This is a genomic window from Serratia sp. BFP-2025 (assembly GCF_050880365.1).
GTDB classification, from domain to species: Bacteria; Pseudomonadota; Gammaproteobacteria; order Enterobacterales; family Enterobacteriaceae; genus Serratia; species Serratia surfactantfaciens.
Genome location: NZ_JBPAFV010000001.1, coordinates 2,635,008 through 2,652,412 on the forward strand (window position 1 = coordinate 2,635,008; position 17,405 = coordinate 2,652,412).

16 protein-coding genes are annotated in these 17,405 nt (G+C 64.1%); 3 read left to right on the forward strand and 13 right to left on the reverse strand.

Annotation, left to right across the window (positions count from 1 at the left end):
* Positions 1 to 40: 40 nt before the first annotated feature.
* Genes ACRAWE_RS12560 through ACRAWE_RS12575 form a run of 4 tightly spaced genes read right to left on the reverse strand, consistent with a single transcriptional unit; the run spans position 41 to position 5,053 of the window.
* Complete coding sequence (locus ACRAWE_RS12560; protein WP_432525425.1) at positions 41 to 1,897, reverse strand: M3 family metallopeptidase; 1,857 nt, start codon at positions 1,895 to 1,897, stop codon at positions 41 to 43.
* Between the two features lie 46 nt (positions 1,898 to 1,943).
* Positions 1,944 to 2,903, reverse strand: a complete 960-nt coding sequence (gene ybiB / locus ACRAWE_RS12565; RefSeq protein ID WP_154746780.1) for a DNA-binding protein YbiB — start codon at positions 2,901 to 2,903, stop codon at positions 1,944 to 1,946.
* A gap of 38 nt (positions 2,904 to 2,941) precedes the next feature.
* The gene (locus ACRAWE_RS12570; protein ID WP_019454631.1) at positions 2,942 to 3,571 is read right to left on the reverse strand and encodes an FMN-binding negative transcriptional regulator; all 630 of its coding nucleotides are present in this window, start codon (positions 3,569 to 3,571) and stop codon (positions 2,942 to 2,944) included.
* A gap of 57 nt (positions 3,572 to 3,628) precedes the next feature.
* A complete protein-coding gene (locus ACRAWE_RS12575; RefSeq protein WP_063919016.1) occupies positions 3,629 to 5,053 on the reverse strand; it encodes an MFS transporter in 1,425 nt (474 codons plus the stop codon).
* A gap of 99 nt (positions 5,054 to 5,152) precedes the next feature.
* On the opposite strand from ACRAWE_RS12575, the gene ACRAWE_RS12580 reads away from it, so the two are divergent.
* A complete protein-coding gene (locus ACRAWE_RS12580) occupies positions 5,153 to 5,992 on the forward strand; it encodes a helix-turn-helix transcriptional regulator (protein ID WP_197667367.1) in 840 nt (279 codons plus the stop codon).
* Here ACRAWE_RS12580 and ACRAWE_RS12585 read toward each other — a convergent pair.
* From ACRAWE_RS12585 to prpB, 4 genes are all read right to left on the reverse strand, one after another.
* A complete protein-coding gene (locus ACRAWE_RS12585) occupies positions 5,989 to 6,618 on the reverse strand; it encodes a LysE family translocator (RefSeq protein WP_432525427.1) in 630 nt (209 codons plus the stop codon). The two genes, ACRAWE_RS12580 and ACRAWE_RS12585, sit on opposite strands and share 4 nt — an antisense overlap.
* A 79-nt stretch (positions 6,619 to 6,697) precedes the next feature.
* Positions 6,698 to 8,149, reverse strand: a complete 1,452-nt coding sequence (locus tag ACRAWE_RS12590) for a bifunctional 2-methylcitrate dehydratase/aconitate hydratase (protein WP_432525587.1) — start codon at positions 8,147 to 8,149, stop codon at positions 6,698 to 6,700.
* Between the two features lie 50 nt (positions 8,150 to 8,199).
* Positions 8,200 to 9,363 (reverse strand): bifunctional 2-methylcitrate synthase/citrate synthase, encoded by a 1,164-nt coding sequence (gene prpC / locus ACRAWE_RS12595; protein ID WP_063919013.1) that lies wholly within the window; start codon positions 9,361 to 9,363, stop codon positions 8,200 to 8,202.
* Between the two features lie 33 nt (positions 9,364 to 9,396).
* Complete coding sequence (gene prpB, locus ACRAWE_RS12600; protein WP_063919012.1) at positions 9,397 to 10,287, reverse strand: methylisocitrate lyase; 891 nt, start codon at positions 10,285 to 10,287, stop codon at positions 9,397 to 9,399.
* A gap of 245 nt (positions 10,288 to 10,532) precedes the next feature.
* Between prpB and prpR the strand changes: the two genes are divergently transcribed.
* Positions 10,533 to 12,131: a propionate catabolism operon regulatory protein PrpR gene (gene prpR / locus ACRAWE_RS12605; RefSeq protein ID WP_432525428.1), complete on the forward strand. Its 1,599-nt coding sequence runs from the start codon at positions 10,533 to 10,535 to the stop codon at positions 12,129 to 12,131.
* 3 nt (positions 12,132 to 12,134) lie between these two features.
* Here prpR and ACRAWE_RS12610 read toward each other — a convergent pair whose 3' ends face one another.
* Entirely contained in the window at positions 12,135 to 13,043 is a 909-nt protein-coding gene (locus ACRAWE_RS12610) for a DMT family transporter (protein ID WP_063919010.1), read from the reverse strand.
* A 136-nt stretch (positions 13,044 to 13,179) separates the two neighbouring features.
* Between ACRAWE_RS12610 and ACRAWE_RS12615 the strand changes: the two genes are divergently transcribed.
* The gene (locus ACRAWE_RS12615; protein WP_432525429.1) at positions 13,180 to 13,614 is read left to right on the forward strand and encodes an Lrp/AsnC family transcriptional regulator; all 435 of its coding nucleotides are present in this window, start codon (positions 13,180 to 13,182) and stop codon (positions 13,612 to 13,614) included.
* Here ACRAWE_RS12615 and dinG read toward each other — a convergent pair whose 3' ends face one another.
* The 4 genes from dinG to ACRAWE_RS12635 all read right to left on the reverse strand — a co-directional run bounded on the left by dinG (position 13,615) and on the right by ACRAWE_RS12635 (position 17,375).
* The gene (gene dinG, locus ACRAWE_RS12620) at positions 13,615 to 15,813 is read right to left on the reverse strand and encodes an ATP-dependent DNA helicase DinG (RefSeq protein ID WP_154746775.1); all 2,199 of its coding nucleotides are present in this window, start codon (positions 15,811 to 15,813) and stop codon (positions 13,615 to 13,617) included.
* A 66-nt stretch (positions 15,814 to 15,879) separates the two neighbouring features.
* Positions 15,880 to 16,272 (reverse strand): tautomerase family protein, encoded by a 393-nt coding sequence (locus ACRAWE_RS12625; RefSeq protein WP_019454640.1) that lies wholly within the window; start codon positions 16,270 to 16,272, stop codon positions 15,880 to 15,882.
* Positions 16,262 to 16,594, reverse strand: coding sequence for a carboxymuconolactone decarboxylase family protein (locus ACRAWE_RS12630; protein ID WP_019454641.1), 333 nt, complete (start codon positions 16,592 to 16,594; stop codon positions 16,262 to 16,264). Before ACRAWE_RS12630 ends, ACRAWE_RS12625 begins: the two co-directional genes overlap by 11 nt.
* Before the next feature lie 124 nt (positions 16,595 to 16,718).
* The gene (locus tag ACRAWE_RS12635) at positions 16,719 to 17,375 is read right to left on the reverse strand and encodes a glutathione S-transferase family protein (protein ID WP_432525430.1); all 657 of its coding nucleotides are present in this window, start codon (positions 17,373 to 17,375) and stop codon (positions 16,719 to 16,721) included.
* Between the last annotated feature and the right edge of the window lie 30 nt (positions 17,376 to 17,405).

Here is a 17,405-nt window from a genome sequence, read left to right on the forward strand (position 1 = left end):
AAATAAAATCCACGCCGCGGCGTGGATTTTATTATCCGCCTTAAGCCAGGCGCGCCTCTATCGCCGCAGCGAAGTCGCGGCACATTCGTTCGTCACCGTCGGCGTTATCCGCCAATACCGTCTCGCCGTCCACCACCCGAATATGCGCCTGCAAATCGAAATCCGCCGGCGGCTGCGGGCGCTCGGCGGCGGCGGCCATCGTCTGCTGCGCTTCCCGCCACGCCTGCGCTACCGTCTGATTGCAGGCCTGCGCCAGATAGTCCGGGTTGAACCCTTCGCCGGTCAGGCTGCGCAGCGTGTCGTCATGGCTGACGCTGTTGCCCGGCAACCAATAGTGCCGCGCCAGATCCGGGCCGATGGCCGGGTTGTCCGTCAGGTAACCGTCGCGCTGCAGGAAGAACTGGCGGGTTTGTTCCACCGCCATCATCGCCAACAGATAGCCCTGGTAAGAACAGGCTGACTCCAGCGACAGCAGATGCGGGATCGCCAGCGTCGGGCGCGGGCTACCGCTGATGCCGAGGATTTTTTGCTCGATCTCGCGCGCCAGCGCGGTGATGGCTTCCGGCGTGCGCTGCGCGTCATCCCATTGATACAGCGCCCATTCGAAGTACGGCACCAACAGAATATGGCGTTCATTGAACGCGCGCATCGGCTGACGCGCCGCAATGCCGGCCTCGATCAACGCATCGGGCACCGCTTCGCCGGCGGCGTTTTTCGCATAGCGTTTCAGCCAGTCGGCGTCGTCGAGCAGGCTGTCGCAGAACATCGACTGGGTTTCGGCATAGGCCATCGAGGTCGGCGGGAACTCCTGCGAGAAGCACGGCGCGTTCTGGCGAATATTGGCGAAGTGCGCCGCATGGCCGCCCTCGTGGAACAGGGTGTTGAGCCCGTAGGCACCGCTGCCTACCTGCCCCGGCTGCGCCAGGCTGGTGAAGTTGATGCGCGCCGGCACCCATTCCCCCTGGCGCACAAACGGCGGCACCGGGCCATGCATAAAGCCATTCTCATACTTGCCTTTGCGCACCAGCAGATCGAGGTTCATCTCCGCGCCGCCAAAACCGATGTGCAGGCGTTTGAAGCTGTCGACCCAGCGTTCCAACGAACGGGAAAACGGGAAATAAGGATCCAGTTGGCGGGTGACGTCGCCGGCGCTGGCGAAGCGCACGTTCCATGGCTCCAGCGCCTGGCTGCCCTTCTCGGCCGCCAGCTGCTGCAGGCTGCGCGCGTTGGCCTCGCGGGTTTCCCGCTCGAAGCGATCCAGAATGGCGAACAGCTGTTCCGGCGTCATACGCTCGGTTTTGTTCACCTTGTAGTCGAAATAGTTGCGATAGCCCATCTGGCGCGCAAAGCGGTTGCGCAGGCCAATCAGCTCCGGCAAGCCGTTATGCAGCAGCCATTGCTCCAGATCGCGCAGCGCCTGCTGCGAGCTGCGGCGATACTCTTCGTTCGGGTTGGTCGCCTGATTGGTCAACAGCTCGCCGAGCGAAGCCGCCACGCGCTGGCCGTCGGCGTTCAGATGGGTGACCTGATAGCCCTTGCGGCGCGAGTAGAGATCGGACTCGGCGTGGATGATCTGATCCAACAGCGCCTGCGCCTGAGGATCTTCAATGGCGTTGCAGTCGAAAAAGCGCAGCCAACCCTGCAGGCCGTGGATCAGCGCATCGCGCTGCGTCTCCTGCGGCAGCGCCTCCAGCCCGGCCAGCAGAGTGCGGATCTCCCCGAGCCGGCGCGGTTCGGCGATAAAGCGCTTATAGGCGCTTTCGGCGGCGGAAAAGCGCGCCGAGACGTCTTCGCCGCCGGTGCCCATGTAGTTTTGCCAGAACAGCTCTTCTTTGGCACGGTGAACGTCGAGGTAATCCTGGTTCAATTGATTGAAGTAATCGAGAGCCTGTTGCATAACCGTCCTTCTCAGCCGATGAGGAAATATCCCAGTATAGTCTCGCTTAGGCCTGATGCAGGCGCCGCAGCCCCTGCTCCAGCGTCTCGCTTTCGCCGGTGGCCACCAGACAACAGGCGATCTGCCGCTGAATGGCCAGCGGGATCGCCACCTCGCCGGCCAGGCAGCGCTCGGTCCAGCGCGCGGTGGTTTCCGCGTCTTTCGCCGCCGGCAAGAGCGGCGTTTCATCCTGCAAGGTGCGTTCCAGCAAGATGCGCTGTTCGCCGCCGACGATATGGTGAATTTGCGGGCAGCGCAGCGGGTTGGCGTAAGCTTCGCCTTCCGTGCCGTGCATCAGCAGCCCGCGGGCGCCGATCTGGCGGAAAAACGACGCCACCCGGCCGACATACTCCGGGTGTGAAACGCTGGCGAGGCGCAGCGCATCCTGTTCGCCGAACGGCGTCGCCAGCTTGGCCAACGTATGGGCGCTGTTGCGCACCCCCATGCGCCAACGCAACCCAAGCTGCCGCGCCAGCGGCGCCGACAGCGTGGAAACCGGCATGAATACCGCCTCGCCGCTATCGAGACGCCGCTGGGCGTGATCGGCCTGTTCTGACCACGGCAGCCCAAGCGCGCGGAAAATCTCGGCGCTGGTCACGCGGGTGCTGTCGTCCAGCACGCCGTGCACCACCACCGGCAGGCCCACCTTCGCGAGCAGCAGCGCCAGCAACGGCGTCAGATTGGCCTGCTTACGCGCGCCGTTGTAGCTCGGCAACACCACCGGCAATGGCCGCCCCTGCGGCGCCTGCAGCGGCAGCACCTGCTGCTGCATCGCCTGGTAGAAGCCCAGCATCTCCTCTTCGGCTTCGCCCTTGATGCGCAGCGCGATCAGAATGCCGCCCAGCTCCAGCTCGGGGACCTCCCCGGCCAGCATCGCCTGATACAGCTGAAAAGCGGTCTGCCGGTCCAGGTCGCGCGCATGGTTTTTGCCGCGGCCTATTTCTTTGATAATTTTGGTGTAATCCATCCGAAGGTTCCCTCAGCTCACTCTTCGGTTAGCATACCCTATCCGCGCCGCCGCTCAACCTCCGCCGCCAGCCGCCGCTGCGCTTCATCGCCGTCGCGCAGCCCGGCGATCACCCCGTCGGCATCGTCGGCGCTGCGGTTTTGGCTCATCTTCCATTTGCCTTCGCGCCGGGTGACGGCGATCTCAATACCGACGATGCCTTTAAGTTGTGCGGCGATGTAGTTGGCCGGCGCATCGTCGAGCCGCCAGGGTTCAGGACGCCGCCCTTCCTGCTGCGCGGTCAGATCGATCAGTTGCCGGCGCAGCCAGGCCGGGTCGTCCGTCACCGTCGGCACGCCATACAGCTGCACGACGCTGTAGTTCCAGGTCGGCACCACCTTGCCGCTCTGGCGCTTGCTCGGGTACCAGCCGGGCGACACATAGCCCTCCACGCCCTGAAAGATCACCAGACATTCGGCCACCTGTTGCAACCGCCGCCAGTGTTCGTTGGCGCGCGACAGGTGCCCCCGCAGCCGGAGCTGCCCTTGCTCGACATCGGCCACAAACGGCAGCGGATCGGCCGTCAATCCCTGTTCGCCGTGGCTGACCAGCAGCCCGAGCGGATGGGCGCGCACCAGCGCCAGTTGGGTATCAAGATCGTCTTCGCGAAATGCGGCGGGTTGAAACATCAGTGTGGCTCCTTATCGCTCTCTCATGATGACGACAGTAAAGCACCCGCCGGCGGCCTACTTAAGATCCGCTTTCCGGCTATTTCGATTGATCCGGTTTAATAACAGCAGGGCGACGCCCATCGCCAACAGATTAAACACCATGGCGCCAGCGAACGCCTGGGCATAGCGCTCCGCCGCGCCGCCGCTCGCCAACAGCGGCACGAAGCCGACGCCGCTGACCACGATGCCCAGCGCCCCCCCCACCTGCTGCACGGTGGCAACCAGACCCGCCGCCATGCCCGCCTGCCGCTCCTGCGCCAAACCGAGCACCAGATTCAGCAGCGGCGTCATGCTCAGCGCCTGGCCGAATCCCAGTACCACCAACCCCGGCAGCAACCGCAGGGGATGTGCCAGCGCCGCCCCCCACAGCGCCTGCGTCATCAATAGTGCCAACCCGACGGCGTAAATCGCCACGCCCGCGCTCAGCACATCGTTACCCCAACGCAGCGCCAGCCGGGGCGCCAGCATCGAGGCCAGCATAAAGGCCGCGCTGGCCGGAGCGAACAGGCTGCCCGCCTGAAAAGGCGTCAGCCCCGCCCCCGCCTGCAGCAGCAGCGCGAAGCACAAGAAAAACGAGGAGGCGGTGGCATAAATCGCCAACACCACCGCCATGCCCGGTGCGAAGCCCGCCTGGCGGAACAGCGCCGGATCGAGCACCGCATCGCCACCGCGCTTTGCCAGGCGGCGTTCCCAACGCAGGAAACCCCACAGCGTCAGCAGCGCCAATGCCAGCATCGGCGCGATCCACCACGGCCAACCGCGCGCCGGCCCTTCCAGCAATGGCAGCAGCAACAGCGACAGGCCGGCCGCCGCCAGCAGCAGGCCAACGCCGTCTAACCGCTGCGCCTGTGCCACCCGCGATTCGGGAATGCGGCGCGTCGCCCACAGCGCCAGCGCGCCGATCGGCAGATTGATCAGGAAGATCATGCGCCAGCCGCTGCCGAACAGATTGGCCTCGATAATGAAACCCCCGAGGATCTGTCCGAAGATCGCCGCCAATCCCAGCGTCATCCCCAGCCAGGCGAAAGCGCGCCGCCGCTGTTGCGGCGGGTACAGCACCCGCATCAGGGCGTAGATCTGCGGGAACAGCAGCGCCGCCGCCGCGCCTTGCAGAACACGGGCGGCGATCAGCAGGCTAAGCGACCCCGCCAGCCCGCACAACAGGGAACTCAGCGTGAATCCCAGCATGCCGAGGCTGAACAGACGCCGACGCCCGAAGCGATCCCCCAGGCGTCCGCCGGCGATCAGCAGTACCCCAAACGCCAGCTCATAACCGGCGACGATCAAACCGATAGCGGCGAAATCGGCGGCGAACTGTTGCTGGATCACCGGCGCCGCCACATTGACCACAAACAGATCGAACACCGTGACAAAACCGCCCAACAGCAGTACCGGCAGGCCGGGCAATCCCCGCCGTTCACCAGATAATGAATGTTCCATACCACCTCCAGAGATTATGATGGCCGCAGTATGGAACAGGGTTTAAACTGTTACTATATAGCCAGTTATACTATTACTAACAGCAACAGGACGGCCGCCATGCCCCCACGCACCCTGGAACGCACCCGCCACGAACTGGCGGATTTTCTGCGTCAAAAACGAGAACAGCTGTCGCCGCAGGCGGTCGGTTTGCCGAGCGGCAGCCGCCGCCGCACGCCGGGATTGCGGCGTGAGGAGGTCGCGGCGCTGGCCGGCGTCGGCCTCACCTGGTACACCTGGCTGGAGCAAGGCAGGGAAATCAATGCCTCGGTGGCGTTTTTGGAAAATCTGGCGCGGGTGCTGCAGCTCGATGCCGCCGGCCGCTACCACCTGTTCTTATTGGCGCATCAGCGGCCACCGGTGCCGGTCGGACATCAGTGGTGCCAGGTTTCGCCGTTGGTGCGGCGGCTGTTGGACGATCTGGCGCTGCGGCCGGCCTACGTCATGAACCTCAGTTGGGACATCATCGCCTGGAACCCGGCGGCGCAGCGGCTGTTCGCCATCGACGAGCGCCCGGCGCAAGAGCGCAACATGTTGTGGATGCTGTTTGCCGATCCGCAGCTCAATGCGCGCCTGCTGGAGTGGCGGGCGCAGGCGCCGCAGATCCTGGCCAGTTTCCGGCGCGACTATGCCCGTGCGCCGGAGGATGAGGTGATGCGTCAACGGGTGCAGGCGCTGGAGCGGGTATCGCCGCAGTTCCGCCAGCTCTGGCGGCAGCATGACATTCACGGGCGTTGCCAGGGGCGGCGCAGCTTCACCCTCCCGGAAATCGGCCCGGTCACCTTTGACCATGCCTCTTTCATCGTCGACGAAGAGAATCACCTGCGGCTGGTGATGTACAGCGCGCTGCCGGACGAACCGGCCAGCGCGGCGTTTGAAGCGCTGCTGCGCGAGGGTTAACGACGACTGTCGAAAATGAGTTTGCAGGCCAGCCCGGCGAATACCCCGCTCAGCAGGTAGTTCGGCCAACGGGCGCTGAAACGGCGGCCGGCAAAGCGGCTTTTCATGCCGCTGACCGCCAGGATCACCCCGCCGTTAATCAGCAAGCCCACCAGATTCAACACCGTCGCCAGCGCCAGCATCTGCCCCACCACCGAGCCGGCACGCGGATCGATAAACTGCGGGAACAACGCCAGCACGAACAGCGCCATTTTCGGGTTGAGAATGTTGGTGAACAATCCCTGACGGAAAATGCGCGTCGTCGGCACCGCCTGCAACCCGGAAGAAGCCTGCAGACTGCTGCCGGATCGCAGCGTTTTCCACGCCAGATAGAGCAGATAGGCGGCACCCAGCATCCTCACCGCGTCGTAGGCCAGCGGCACGGCGACGAACAGTTGCGACAACCCCAGCGCCGCCGCCAGCGCGTGGCAGTACGTACCGAGCTGGATGCCCGCCAGCGAAGCGAAACCGGCGCGCCGCCCCTGGCTGACGCTGCGCGAAGCGATCAGCAGCATATCCGGACCGGGGGTGAGCGCCAGCGCCACGCAGGCGCCGGAAAACAACAGCAGCGTTGCGGCATCAATCATGAATCACCTGATAAGAAAACGGACGGGAATGGAGCATTCATCATAGCGGCGCCGACATGGCTTGTCAGCGCCGCTCGCGTCAGATCACCCACAAATCCAGGTACTCGTTGACCGGCATCTGCGCCAGCCGCTGCCGATCCAGTGACACCTCGAGAATGCGCTGCTGCTGCAGAGCCGGGAACTGGCGCGACAGGTTGATTTTGAACTTCTCGATCAGCAGCGGGATGCCCTCTTCGCGCCGCCGCGCATGGCCGATGGGGTACTCCACCGCCACTTCATCCAGACGGCTGCCGTCGGTGAACTCTACCGTCAGCGCATTGGCGATCGAGCGTTTTTCCGGATCGTGATAATCGCGGGTGAAGGCGGGATCTTCATGGCAGTGGATCTTGCCGCGCAACGCGTCGATGCGCGGATCCTCGGCCACCCGATCCTCGTAATCGGCCGCCGTCAGCCGCCCGAACAGCAGCGGGATCGCCACCATATACTGAATGCAGTGATCGCGATCCGCCGGATTATCCAGCGGCCCTTGCTTGTCGATAATGCGCAGGCAGGCCTCGTGGGTGCGGATGCTCACTCTGGCGATGTCGGCGGCGGTTTTGCCGGCGGCCTGCATCTGGCGATGCAGCGTCATCGCCGCCTCCACGGCGGTCTGGGCATGGAACTCCGCCGGGAACGAAATTTTAAACAGCACGTTCTCCATCACGTACGCGCCGTACGGCCGCTGGAAGCGGAAGGGTTTGCCGTTGAAAGAAACGTCGTAGAACCCCCAGGTCGGCGCCGTCAGCGCCGAGGGATAACCCATCTCGCCGGTGGCAGCCATCAGCGCCAACCGCACCGCGCGGGAGGTCGCATCCCCCGCCGCCCAGGATTTGCGGGTGCCGGCGTTCGGCGCGTGGCGATAGGTGCGCAGCGACTGTCCGTCCACCCACGCCAGCGATACCGCGTTCAGGATCTCCGCGCGGCTCAGGCCGAGCATCTGCGCCACCACCGCGGTGGACGCCACTTTCACCAGCAGCACGTGATCCAGCCCCACCCGGTTGAAGGCGTTTTCCAACGCCAGGCAGCCCTGGATCTCGTGCGCCTTGATCATGGCGATCAGTACCTGCCGCATGGTCAGCGGCGCTTTGCCCGCCGCCACCGCCTGGCGAGAGAGCCAGTCGGCCACCGCCAGGATCCCGCCCAGGTTATCTGACGGGTGGCCCCATTCCGCCGCCAGCCAGGTGTCGTTGAAATCGAGCCAGCGGATCATGGCGCCGATATTGAACGCCGCCTGCACCGGATCCAGCTGGAAGCGGGTGCCCGGCACCCGACTGCCGTTCAGCACCTCGGCGCCCGGCACCACCGGCCCCATCAGTTTCTTGCAGGCCGGGTAGCTCAGCGCCTCCAGCCCGCAACCGAGGGTATCGAGCAGGCAATAGTGGGCGGTGCGATACGCCGCCGGGGTATCGACGGCCTCTTTCATCACATAATCGACGATATCGACCATTTCGCGATCGAACGACGGGCGGCGGGTATTGGCAGACTCAAGCATCATGATTCCCAAAGGCTCCATAGTGAAAATGACACGATAACGATCGGCGCTCAGCGCTGATCCAGCGGTACGAACGCCCGCGTTTCCGGCCCGGTATAGTTGGCGGACGGACGAATGATTTTGTTGTCCTGCCGTTGCTCGATGATGTGCGCCGACCAGCCGCTGACGCGCGCCATGACAAACAGCGGCGTAAACATTTCGGTGGGCACGCCCAGCTGGTAATAAGACACCGCCGAGAACCAGTCGAGGTTGGGGAACATCTTTTTGGTGTCGCGCATCACGCTCTCCAGCCGGTCGGCGATGTCATACAGCTTCATCGCGCCCGCTTCCTGCGACAGGCGCAGCGCGATCTCTTTGATCACCTGATGGCGCGGATCGGAGACGGTGTACACCGGATGCCCGAAACCGATCACCACCTCTTTGTTATCGATGCGACGGCGAATGTCGGTTTCCGCTTCGTCCGGCGTTTCATAGCGCTGCTGGATCTCCAGCGACACCTCGTTGGCGCCGCCGTGCTTCGGCCCGCGCAGCGCGCCAATGGCGCCGACGATCGCCGAATAGATATCGGATCCGGTGCCGGCGATCACCCGGCCGGCGAAGGTCGAGGCGTTGAACTCATGCTCGGCGTAGAGGATCAATGAGGCGTGCATCGCCTGCTCCCAGCTGGCGGAAGGCGCTTCGCCGTGCAGCAGGTGCAGGAAGTGGCCGCCGATGGAGTCATCGTCGGTCTCCGGCTGAATGCGTTCGCCGTTGTGGCTGTAGTGATACCAGTAGAGCAGCATCGATCCCAGCGACGCCAGCAGCCGGTCGGCGATGTCGCGCGCGCCGGCCGCGCCGTGCTGCTCTTTTTCCGGCAGGGTGCAGCCAAGGGCCGAGACGCCGGTGCGCATCACGTCCATCGGGTGAGACGCCGCCGGCAGGGCCTCCAGCACCGTGCGCACGCTGGCCGGCAGGCCGCGCAGCGCTTTCAAGCGATGTTTATAGGCATGAAGTTCGTCGCGGTTGGGCAGCTTGCCGTGGATCAGCAGGTGAGCCACCTCTTCAAACTCGCAGTGGCGCGCGAGATCGAGAATGTCGTAACCGCGATAGTGCAGATCGTTGCCGCTGCGCCCTACGGAGCACAGCGCGGTATTCCCGGCGGGCACGCCGGATAACGCCACGGATTTTTTCGGCTTATCGCCAGTCGGGCTTTGCGGAGGGATCGCTTGGCTCATACTGTCCTCATTTGGCTATTGCGTGAATGGCGCTTATTCGTCGCGCTGGCGCGCGAACAGAGCGTCGAGTTTCTCTTCGAACAAATAGTAGTTGATGCTTTCATACAGCTCGTTGCGGGTCTGCATGGTGTCGATGACGTTTTTCTGCGTGCCCTCCTCGCGCAGGGCGCGGTACACCCGCTCCGCCGCCCGATTCATCGCCCGGAAAGCCGACAGCGGATACAGCGCCATATCCACCTGCGCGCTGCGCAGCTCATCGGTGGTGAACAGCGGCGTCGCGCCGAACTCGGTGATGTTGGCGAGGATCGGCACCCCGGTCGCTTCGGCGAAACGGCGGTACATGCCCAGTTCGGTAATCGCCTCCGGGAACAACATGTCGGCCCCGGCCGCCACGTAGGCCTGAGCACGCTCGATGGCCGCCTCCAGCCCCTCTACCGCCAGCGCGTCGGTGCGCGCCATGATCACGAAGTCCGGATCGCTGCGCGCATCCACCGCCGCTTTGATGCGATCCACCATCTCTTCGGTGGAAACGATGGCCTTATTGGGCCGATGGCCGCAGCGTTTGGCGCCGACCTGATCTTCAATATGCAGCGCCGCCGCCCCGGCCTTGCTCACCGAGCGCACCGTGCGGGCGACGTTGAACGCCGAAGCGCCGAAGCCGCTGTCGACATCCACCAACAGCGGCAGCGGGCAGACGTCGGTGATGCGGCGAATGTCGGTCAGCACATCGTCCAGCGTCGAAATGCCCAGGTCCGGCAACCCCAACGAACCGGCCGCCACGCCGCCGCCGGAAAGGTAGATGGCCTGGAATCCGGCCCGCTGGGCCAGCAGGGCATGGTTGGCGTTGATCGCGCCGGCGATTTGCAGGGGTTTTTCGTTACTCAGGGCCTGACGAAAGGCGAGCCCGGGTGAGCGCAGCGTCATGACGTTCTCTCCGATTAGCTAGATGAAACAGACAGAGCAAGGGGCGGGCCAGGTTGCACTTCGGTGAGGGAAAAAATTAAAAACGATAAAAATAAGTGAGTTATAAAATCCGCGTCGCCATTGGGCAGGCCAAGCGATAAAAAACGTTTCAGTTAACGTTTCAATCGCTGTTTCACGCGGCATATTTGAAACATGACTGAAACAAGGCTACACCTACTGCAACCACTTTCATTCGGTAACAGACTATGAGCGATCACATCACGCCACCCCGCACGCCGGACAAACCGGTGATCTGGACCGTTTCCATCACCCGTCTGTTCGACCTGTTCAGGGATATCAGCCTCGAGTTCGACCACCTGGCGACCATCACCCCGATCCGCCTCGGCTTTGAGGAAGCGGTGCAGCATATTCGCGCTCGCCTGGCGACCGAGCCTTGCGACGCCATCATCGCCGCCGGCTCCAACGGTGCCTACCTGAAAAGCCGCCTGTCGGTGCCGGTCATTTTGGTCAAACCCGGCGGCTTCGATCTGCTGCAGGCGCTGAGCAAGGCGCGCAGAACCGCCGATCGGATCGGCGTCATCACCTACAAAACGCCGCTGCCCGCGCTGATGGAGTTCCAGCAAACCTTCGATTTGCCGCTGGAGCAGCGCAGCTACGTGACCGAAGAGGACGCCCGCGGCCAGATCGCCGAGCTGAAAGCCGCCGGCATTCAGGCCGTGGTCGGCGCGGGCCTCATCAGCGATCTGGCGGAAGAGGCCGGGCTCACCGCCATTTTTCTCTATTCCGCCGCCACCCTGCGCGCCGCCTTCAGCGATGCGCTGGACGTGACGCGCCTGATGCTGGGCAACGCCAAACGCGGCGACTACGCCGCGCGCAATACCCTGCAGCCGCGCTATGGGCTGGGCGATTTGCAGGGCGACTCCCCGCAGATGGAGCAGGCGCGGCGCACCATCATGCTGTACGCCCGCTCGCCGGCGGCGGTGTTGATCGAAGGAGAAACCGGCACCGGCAAAGAGCTGGCGGCGCAGGCGATCCACCGGGAATACTTTTCCCGGCGCGGCGCGCCGTCCAGAGGCGCAACACCGCCGTTCGTCGCCATCAACTGCGGCGCCATCGCCGAATCGCTGCTGGAGGCAGAACTGTTCGGCTATGAGGAAGGCGCCTTTACCGGCTCACGGCGCGGCGGCCGGCGTGGGCTGCTGGAGACCGCCAACGGCGGCACCCTGTTTCTGGATGAGATCGGCGAAATGCCGCTGCATCTGCAGACCCGGCTGCTGCGCGTGCTGGAAGAGAAAACCGTCACCCGGGTCGGCGGGCAACAGCCGGTGGCGGTCGATTTTCGCGTCATCAGCGCCACTCACAACCGGCTGGAACAGGCGATTCAGCTGGGCGAATTTCGTGCAGACCTGTTCTACCGCCTGAGCGCCCTGCGGCTGCAGCTGCCGCCACTGCGGACGCGCGGCGACGATATCGCGATGCTGGCGGAACACTTTCTGAAACAGTCGCTGGCGGCGCTCGACGTGCCGCTGAGCGAGCCGCTGCGCACCGCCATGGCCGGCTGTTACGCCGCGCTCAGTCACTACGCCTGGCCCGGCAACCTGCGCGAGCTGCGCAACATGATGGAACGGTTGGCGCTGATGCTGAGCACCGGCGCCGCGCCAAGCGGTGAAACGCTGCAGTGGCTGCTGCCGGAACTGGCGGCGCCAACCTCGCCCGAGGCGCCAGAGCCGCCCCTTTCCGCCCAAGCAGCGCTGGCGCAATGCGGCGGCGACCACGCCGCCGCCGCCCGATTGCTCGGGATCAGCCGCACCACTTTATGGCGTCGGCTGAAAAAACCGAACTGAGCATCAGCCATCGCGCCGGCTGGCCGGCAGCGGCGTCAATCGCGGTCGCCGTTCGCCCAGCAGGTTCATGCCCGCCGCCGCCAGCAGGATAATCGCCGCGCCCAGCAGCTGCCACACCGCCAGCCGGTGGCCAAAGGCCAGCCGATCCACCAGCATGGCGGCGATCGGATAGATGAACGACAGCGAGCCGATCAGGTTGGTCGGCAGCTTCTGCAGAGCGCCGTACATCAACACGTACATCAGGCCGGTGTGCAGCACGCCGAGCGTCGCCAGCATTCCCCACTGCCCAGCGCTTACCGAGGTATGAAAATCCACCCACGGCAGCAGCATCACCGCTCCCACCGCCACCTGAATCAACGCAATAAGGTGCGGCGGCGTGCCTTTCAGCCGCTTGGCCGCCAGCGCCATCAGGGCGTAGAAAAACGCCGCGCCGAGCGCCAGCGCAATGCCCACCAGATAATGGCTCTGTCCCCCCGCCTGCCGTGGCTGCGCCAGCACCACCAGCATCATGCCGCCAAACGCCAGCCCCAGCCATAACAGCTTGCGGGCGGTCAGCCGTTCCCCCAGAAACAGCGCCCCCAGCCCCACCAGCATAAACGGCTGGGTGTTGTACACCGCGGTGGCGATGGAGATAGACGCATAGGCATAGGCGGCGAACAGCAGCAGCCAGTTGATCACCAGCGCGACGCCGCCGGCGATCGCCAGCAGCAGCGTGGCGCGCGTCAGCGCATCGCGTCGCAGCTGCCCCAATACGCCGCACACCGCCAGCAGCACCAGCGCCCCTACCGCGCAGCGCCAAAACACCACGTTGACCACCGGCTGGCCGGACATCAGCACAAACCAGCCGATGGAGCCGGAAATCAACATCGCCGCCGTCATCTCCAGCGATCCGCGTTTTATCTCTGCATTCATGGTGCGTTTCTCCAAATCGGTCCAGAGACATAGCTTGCGGCTTTGCGGGGCGGCTTTCCATGGCATAAAAAAGGCAGATATGCTTAACTGCCTTTTTCTCGTAGCTATAATCAAGAAAATACCTAACGGAGGCGTTATGGATGATATCGATCGCCAGATCCTGACTCTTTTGGCGCAGGACGCGCGCGCGTCGTTGAAGACGATGAGCGCGCAGGTGGGGCTGTCGTCGCCGAGCACTTCGGAAAGGCTGCGGCGGCTGGAGGAAAGCGGCGTGATCCAGGGCTATACCCTGAACGTCAATCTGCAGGCGGTGGGCTACGCCTTCGAGTCGCTGGTGCGCATCAAGCCGCTGCCGGGCATGCTGAAGAAGGTCGAACAGCTGATTCAGGCGATCCCGGAAGTGGTCGAATGCGACAAGGTAACCGGCGAAGACTGCTTTATCGTGCGGCTGGTGGCGCACTCGATGGAGCAGCTCGACCACACCCTCGACCGGCTGGCCGAGCATGCGCAGAGCAACACCTCAATCGTGAAAACCACGCCGGTTAAACGCCGCCTGCCGCCGCTGCTCTGATTAACGCCGACGCTTGCGGGCGAACGGGTTGCCGCGCTTCTTCTCTTTTTTGGCCGCGTCGGCGGCGGATTTCAGCGCCGCCAGATGCGCCTTGTCGGCCTCCGGCACCGCGCGCTGTTCGATCGGGAATACCGGCAGCGACGCCAGCAGCCGCGAACCGTAATTTTTGGTCAGCAGCCGGCGATCGTAGATTACGATCTCGCCGTGGCATTGGTTGCTGCGGATCAGACGGCCGACCTGTTGGATCAGGTTGAACGAGGCGCTCGGCAGGCTCTGTACCTCGAACGGATAACGCTTCAGCGATTTCAGCCACTCGCCCTCGGTGATGATCACCGGGCTGTCGATCGGCGGGAACGCGATTTTGTGAATATGCACCTGGGTCAGCAGCTCGCCTTTCAAATCCAGCCCTTCGGCGAACGATTGCAGCCCCACCAGCACGCTGGCGACGCCCTTCTCCACCCGCTTGCGGTGCTCTTCCACCAGCCGGTAGCGCGGCTGGTCGCCCTGCACCAGCAGCATCAGCCGCAGATCGGTCACGTAGCTGAGGAAGGTCTGCATCGCCCGGTGGCTGCTGAACAGGATCAGCATGCCTTTGTGCTTGCCGCTCGCCTGCTCGGCGCGGAAGCAGCGCGCCATCTCCTCGAGGTGCTCCGCTTCGTTGGCGAGCGCCGGTTCATAACGCATCTGCGGAATGACAATCTTGCCCTGCTCGACGTGATTGAACGGCGAAGCGAGCGTTTCGAAGCGATCGCCGGCCTTCTCGCTCAGCCCGCTCATCTCCTGCAAACGCGCGAAGCTGTTCAGCGAACGCAGCGTGGCCGAGGTGACCACCACGTGCGGCACCTTGCGCCACAGCAGCTTCTCCAGCTGATCGCTGACGCGAATGCCGACGCAGTGCAGATACAGATGGGTGACGTTATCGCGCAGCTCGCGCGTGACCCATTTGGAGATCGGCGCGTTCGACGACTTGTCGAGCGCCGCCAGCCGCCACAGCTTGCTCATCGCCTCCAGATAGCCCAGCGTGCGGCTCATCTGCAGGATGGCGCGATGCAGGCGCATGATGTCGTGCTTGCCGGTCTGCTCAGTGAGATCGTTAAGCACGAACTCCGCCAGCCCACGCAATGCATCGGTCAGTTTGAACAGCCGAGCGCAGCTCTCCACCATCTCCGCCGGCAGCTCGCCCATTTCAAAACGGTGCTCGGCCGCCACGCTGTCGCCGGGCAGGTAGGCGCTGACCTGATGCTCGAAGATCTGCACCAGTTCGCGCAGCTCTTCGCAATGGTTCTTCAGCCGCTCGCTGTTGCTCAGCCCCGGCGGGTTCTTCGGCCGGTACTGCGTCATGCACTGCTCGACCTGGCGCACGATCATGTCCAGCTGCAGGTTGGTCGACAGCGCGGTGATTTCCCCGTCGATCTCCAGCGCGTCGCGCGCCACCTCCGGCAAATGGTGGCCTTCGTCCAGCACCAGCAGCAGTTCTTTCGGGTTTGGCAGCACCGATTCCGTCTCCAGCGCCGCCATCACCAGGGCGTGGTTGGCCACCACCACGTCGGCGCTTTCGATCTCTTTGCGGGCGATATAGAACGGGCATTCGCGGATGTAGTGGCAGTTGCGCCCCAGACAGTTGGCCTTGTCGGTGCTCAGCTTGGCCCACAGCGGATCGTCGATGCTCTGCTGATAGTGATCGCGCAGCCCGTCCCACTCGAAGCGGGCCAACGCCTTGGTCAACTTCTGGCACAGCGCCTGCTCTTCACCGCTGGACGGCGCCAGCTCGTCGTCGAGAAATAGCGTCAGATCGCCCTGTTGGCTGACGTCGGTGCTCATCGCCGCCAGGTTGCGCGGGCACACGTAGCGCCCACGGCCAAAGGCGCCGGTAAATTTCAGATCGGGGATAATCTTCTTCAGCAGCGGCAAATCTTTGCTGTAGATCTGGTCCTGCAACGCCACGTTGGCGGTGCTCACCACCAGCGGCTTGCTCTCCGCCCGCCCGACGGCGATGCCCGGGATCAGGTAAGACAGCGTTTTGCCGACGCCGGTCGGCGCCTCGATCGCCAGATGGCGCGGGTAGTCGCCGGCCAGCGTCTTCGCCACCTCGGCGATCATCTGGCGCTGGGGCGCGCGGGAAATAAAATCCGGTATTTGCTGCTGCAGGGCTTTGTACCACTGGCCAATCTGATCTTTAACTGCGGAGGAGAGCGCCATTCAACTCTTATCTAAACGAAATGATGGCGCTATTGTCCCACAGACCGCCGGCGACGTCAGCCCGAGTTACGCCTGCGGATCGATCATCGAAGCGCGCCCGGCGCCGAACGACCACTCGTCCCGCTGGGTGGTGGTGATCACCACCATCACATCCTCAGGATTCAGCCGCAGGTTTTCCGCCAGCAGCGCCGCCAGCCGCCCGTAGAAGCGCCGCTTGGTGTCGGTGTCGCGAGGCCGCCCGGCGGTGATGTAAAACAGTACGAAATCCGCGCTGCGCGGCCCACCGAGATAATCGCGATCGTAGATAAGTTCGCCGGGGCGGTATTGATCGATAACCTGAAACCTGTCCGCCGGCGGCACCTCGAAGGCCTCCACCAGCGCCTGATGCAGGCTGTCGGACAAGGTTTGCAGATAGTCGGCGGACTTGCCCTGATGCAGGGCGATGCGGCTAAACGGCATGGTTGTCCTCCTGTTCCAGCTCGCGCAGGCGCGCCACGGCCGACGCCGCCGCGGGCCAGCCGGCGTAGAACGCCAGATGGGTGATGAGCTCGGCCAGCTGCTGATGCGCCACGCCGTTGCGCTGCGCCAGCTGCAGGTGAAACGGCAGCTGTTCCACGCGGTTAAGCGCCACCAGCGCGGCGACGGTGATCAGGCTGCGTTCGCGCGGGCTCAGCGCCGGCCGCTGCCAAACATCGTCAAACAAGACGCTGTCGCTGAGCTGCGCCAGCTTGGGGGCGATATCGCCGAACGCCTGTTGCCCGGCCTGGGATTTTGATGGCATCACACTCTCCTGTCAGTTGCGGATAGCCTTACGCTACCCGCCGCCGCAGCGAGTGAAAATCGGGATTTTCGGCAGGCTCGGTTCAGAAAAACGGGAGGGTTCCCCGCCGGCGGCGGGGAGGATTTTACGATACCTGCGGGGCAACGCCGTCGAAATGGGCGCTCAACAGCGCGTTCAGCTCCGGCCGCTGCTCCACCCGCTCGGCGATGGCGTACAGCCGCGGGCAGTGTTGCCGGAACCACGCACGGCCCGGCCGCCAGTTGCACATCACCGCCACGTACAGATCCAACGCGCTGAAGCTTTTGCCGAGAAACCACGGGCCCGCTGCGCCGGCGGCGGCGTTCAGCTGCTGCAATAAGCGCTCGCGATACGCCATTACCGCGTTTTTCAGCTGTTCCGCCCCCGCCGCCTGCGGCTGCCAGCGCTGCGGATGGTCGGCATAGGTGAAGGTGGGGTAAATCTCCGCGTTGATGAACAACAGCCAGCGCAGAAAACGCGGCAACAGCGGCGAACCGCCAGGGGGTGCCAGCTCGGCGTGCGGCGCGCGATCGTGCAACAGCAGAATAATCGCCGCGCTCTCCGTCATCACTTCGTCATTGGGCAACACTAAGGTGGGCACCTGGCCGAGCGGGTTCAGGGCGAACAGACGCTCCCGCTCCGGGCCGTCCTGCGTGTAATCCACTTCCTCATAGCCCCACGGGAAAGTGGTCAACACCAACGCGGCGGCCACGATCGTCGAGCCACAGCCCTGCGTACCGAACAACGTATAAGTATCGTGCATGATTCCTCCGGCAGCGAAACAAGGTATCGG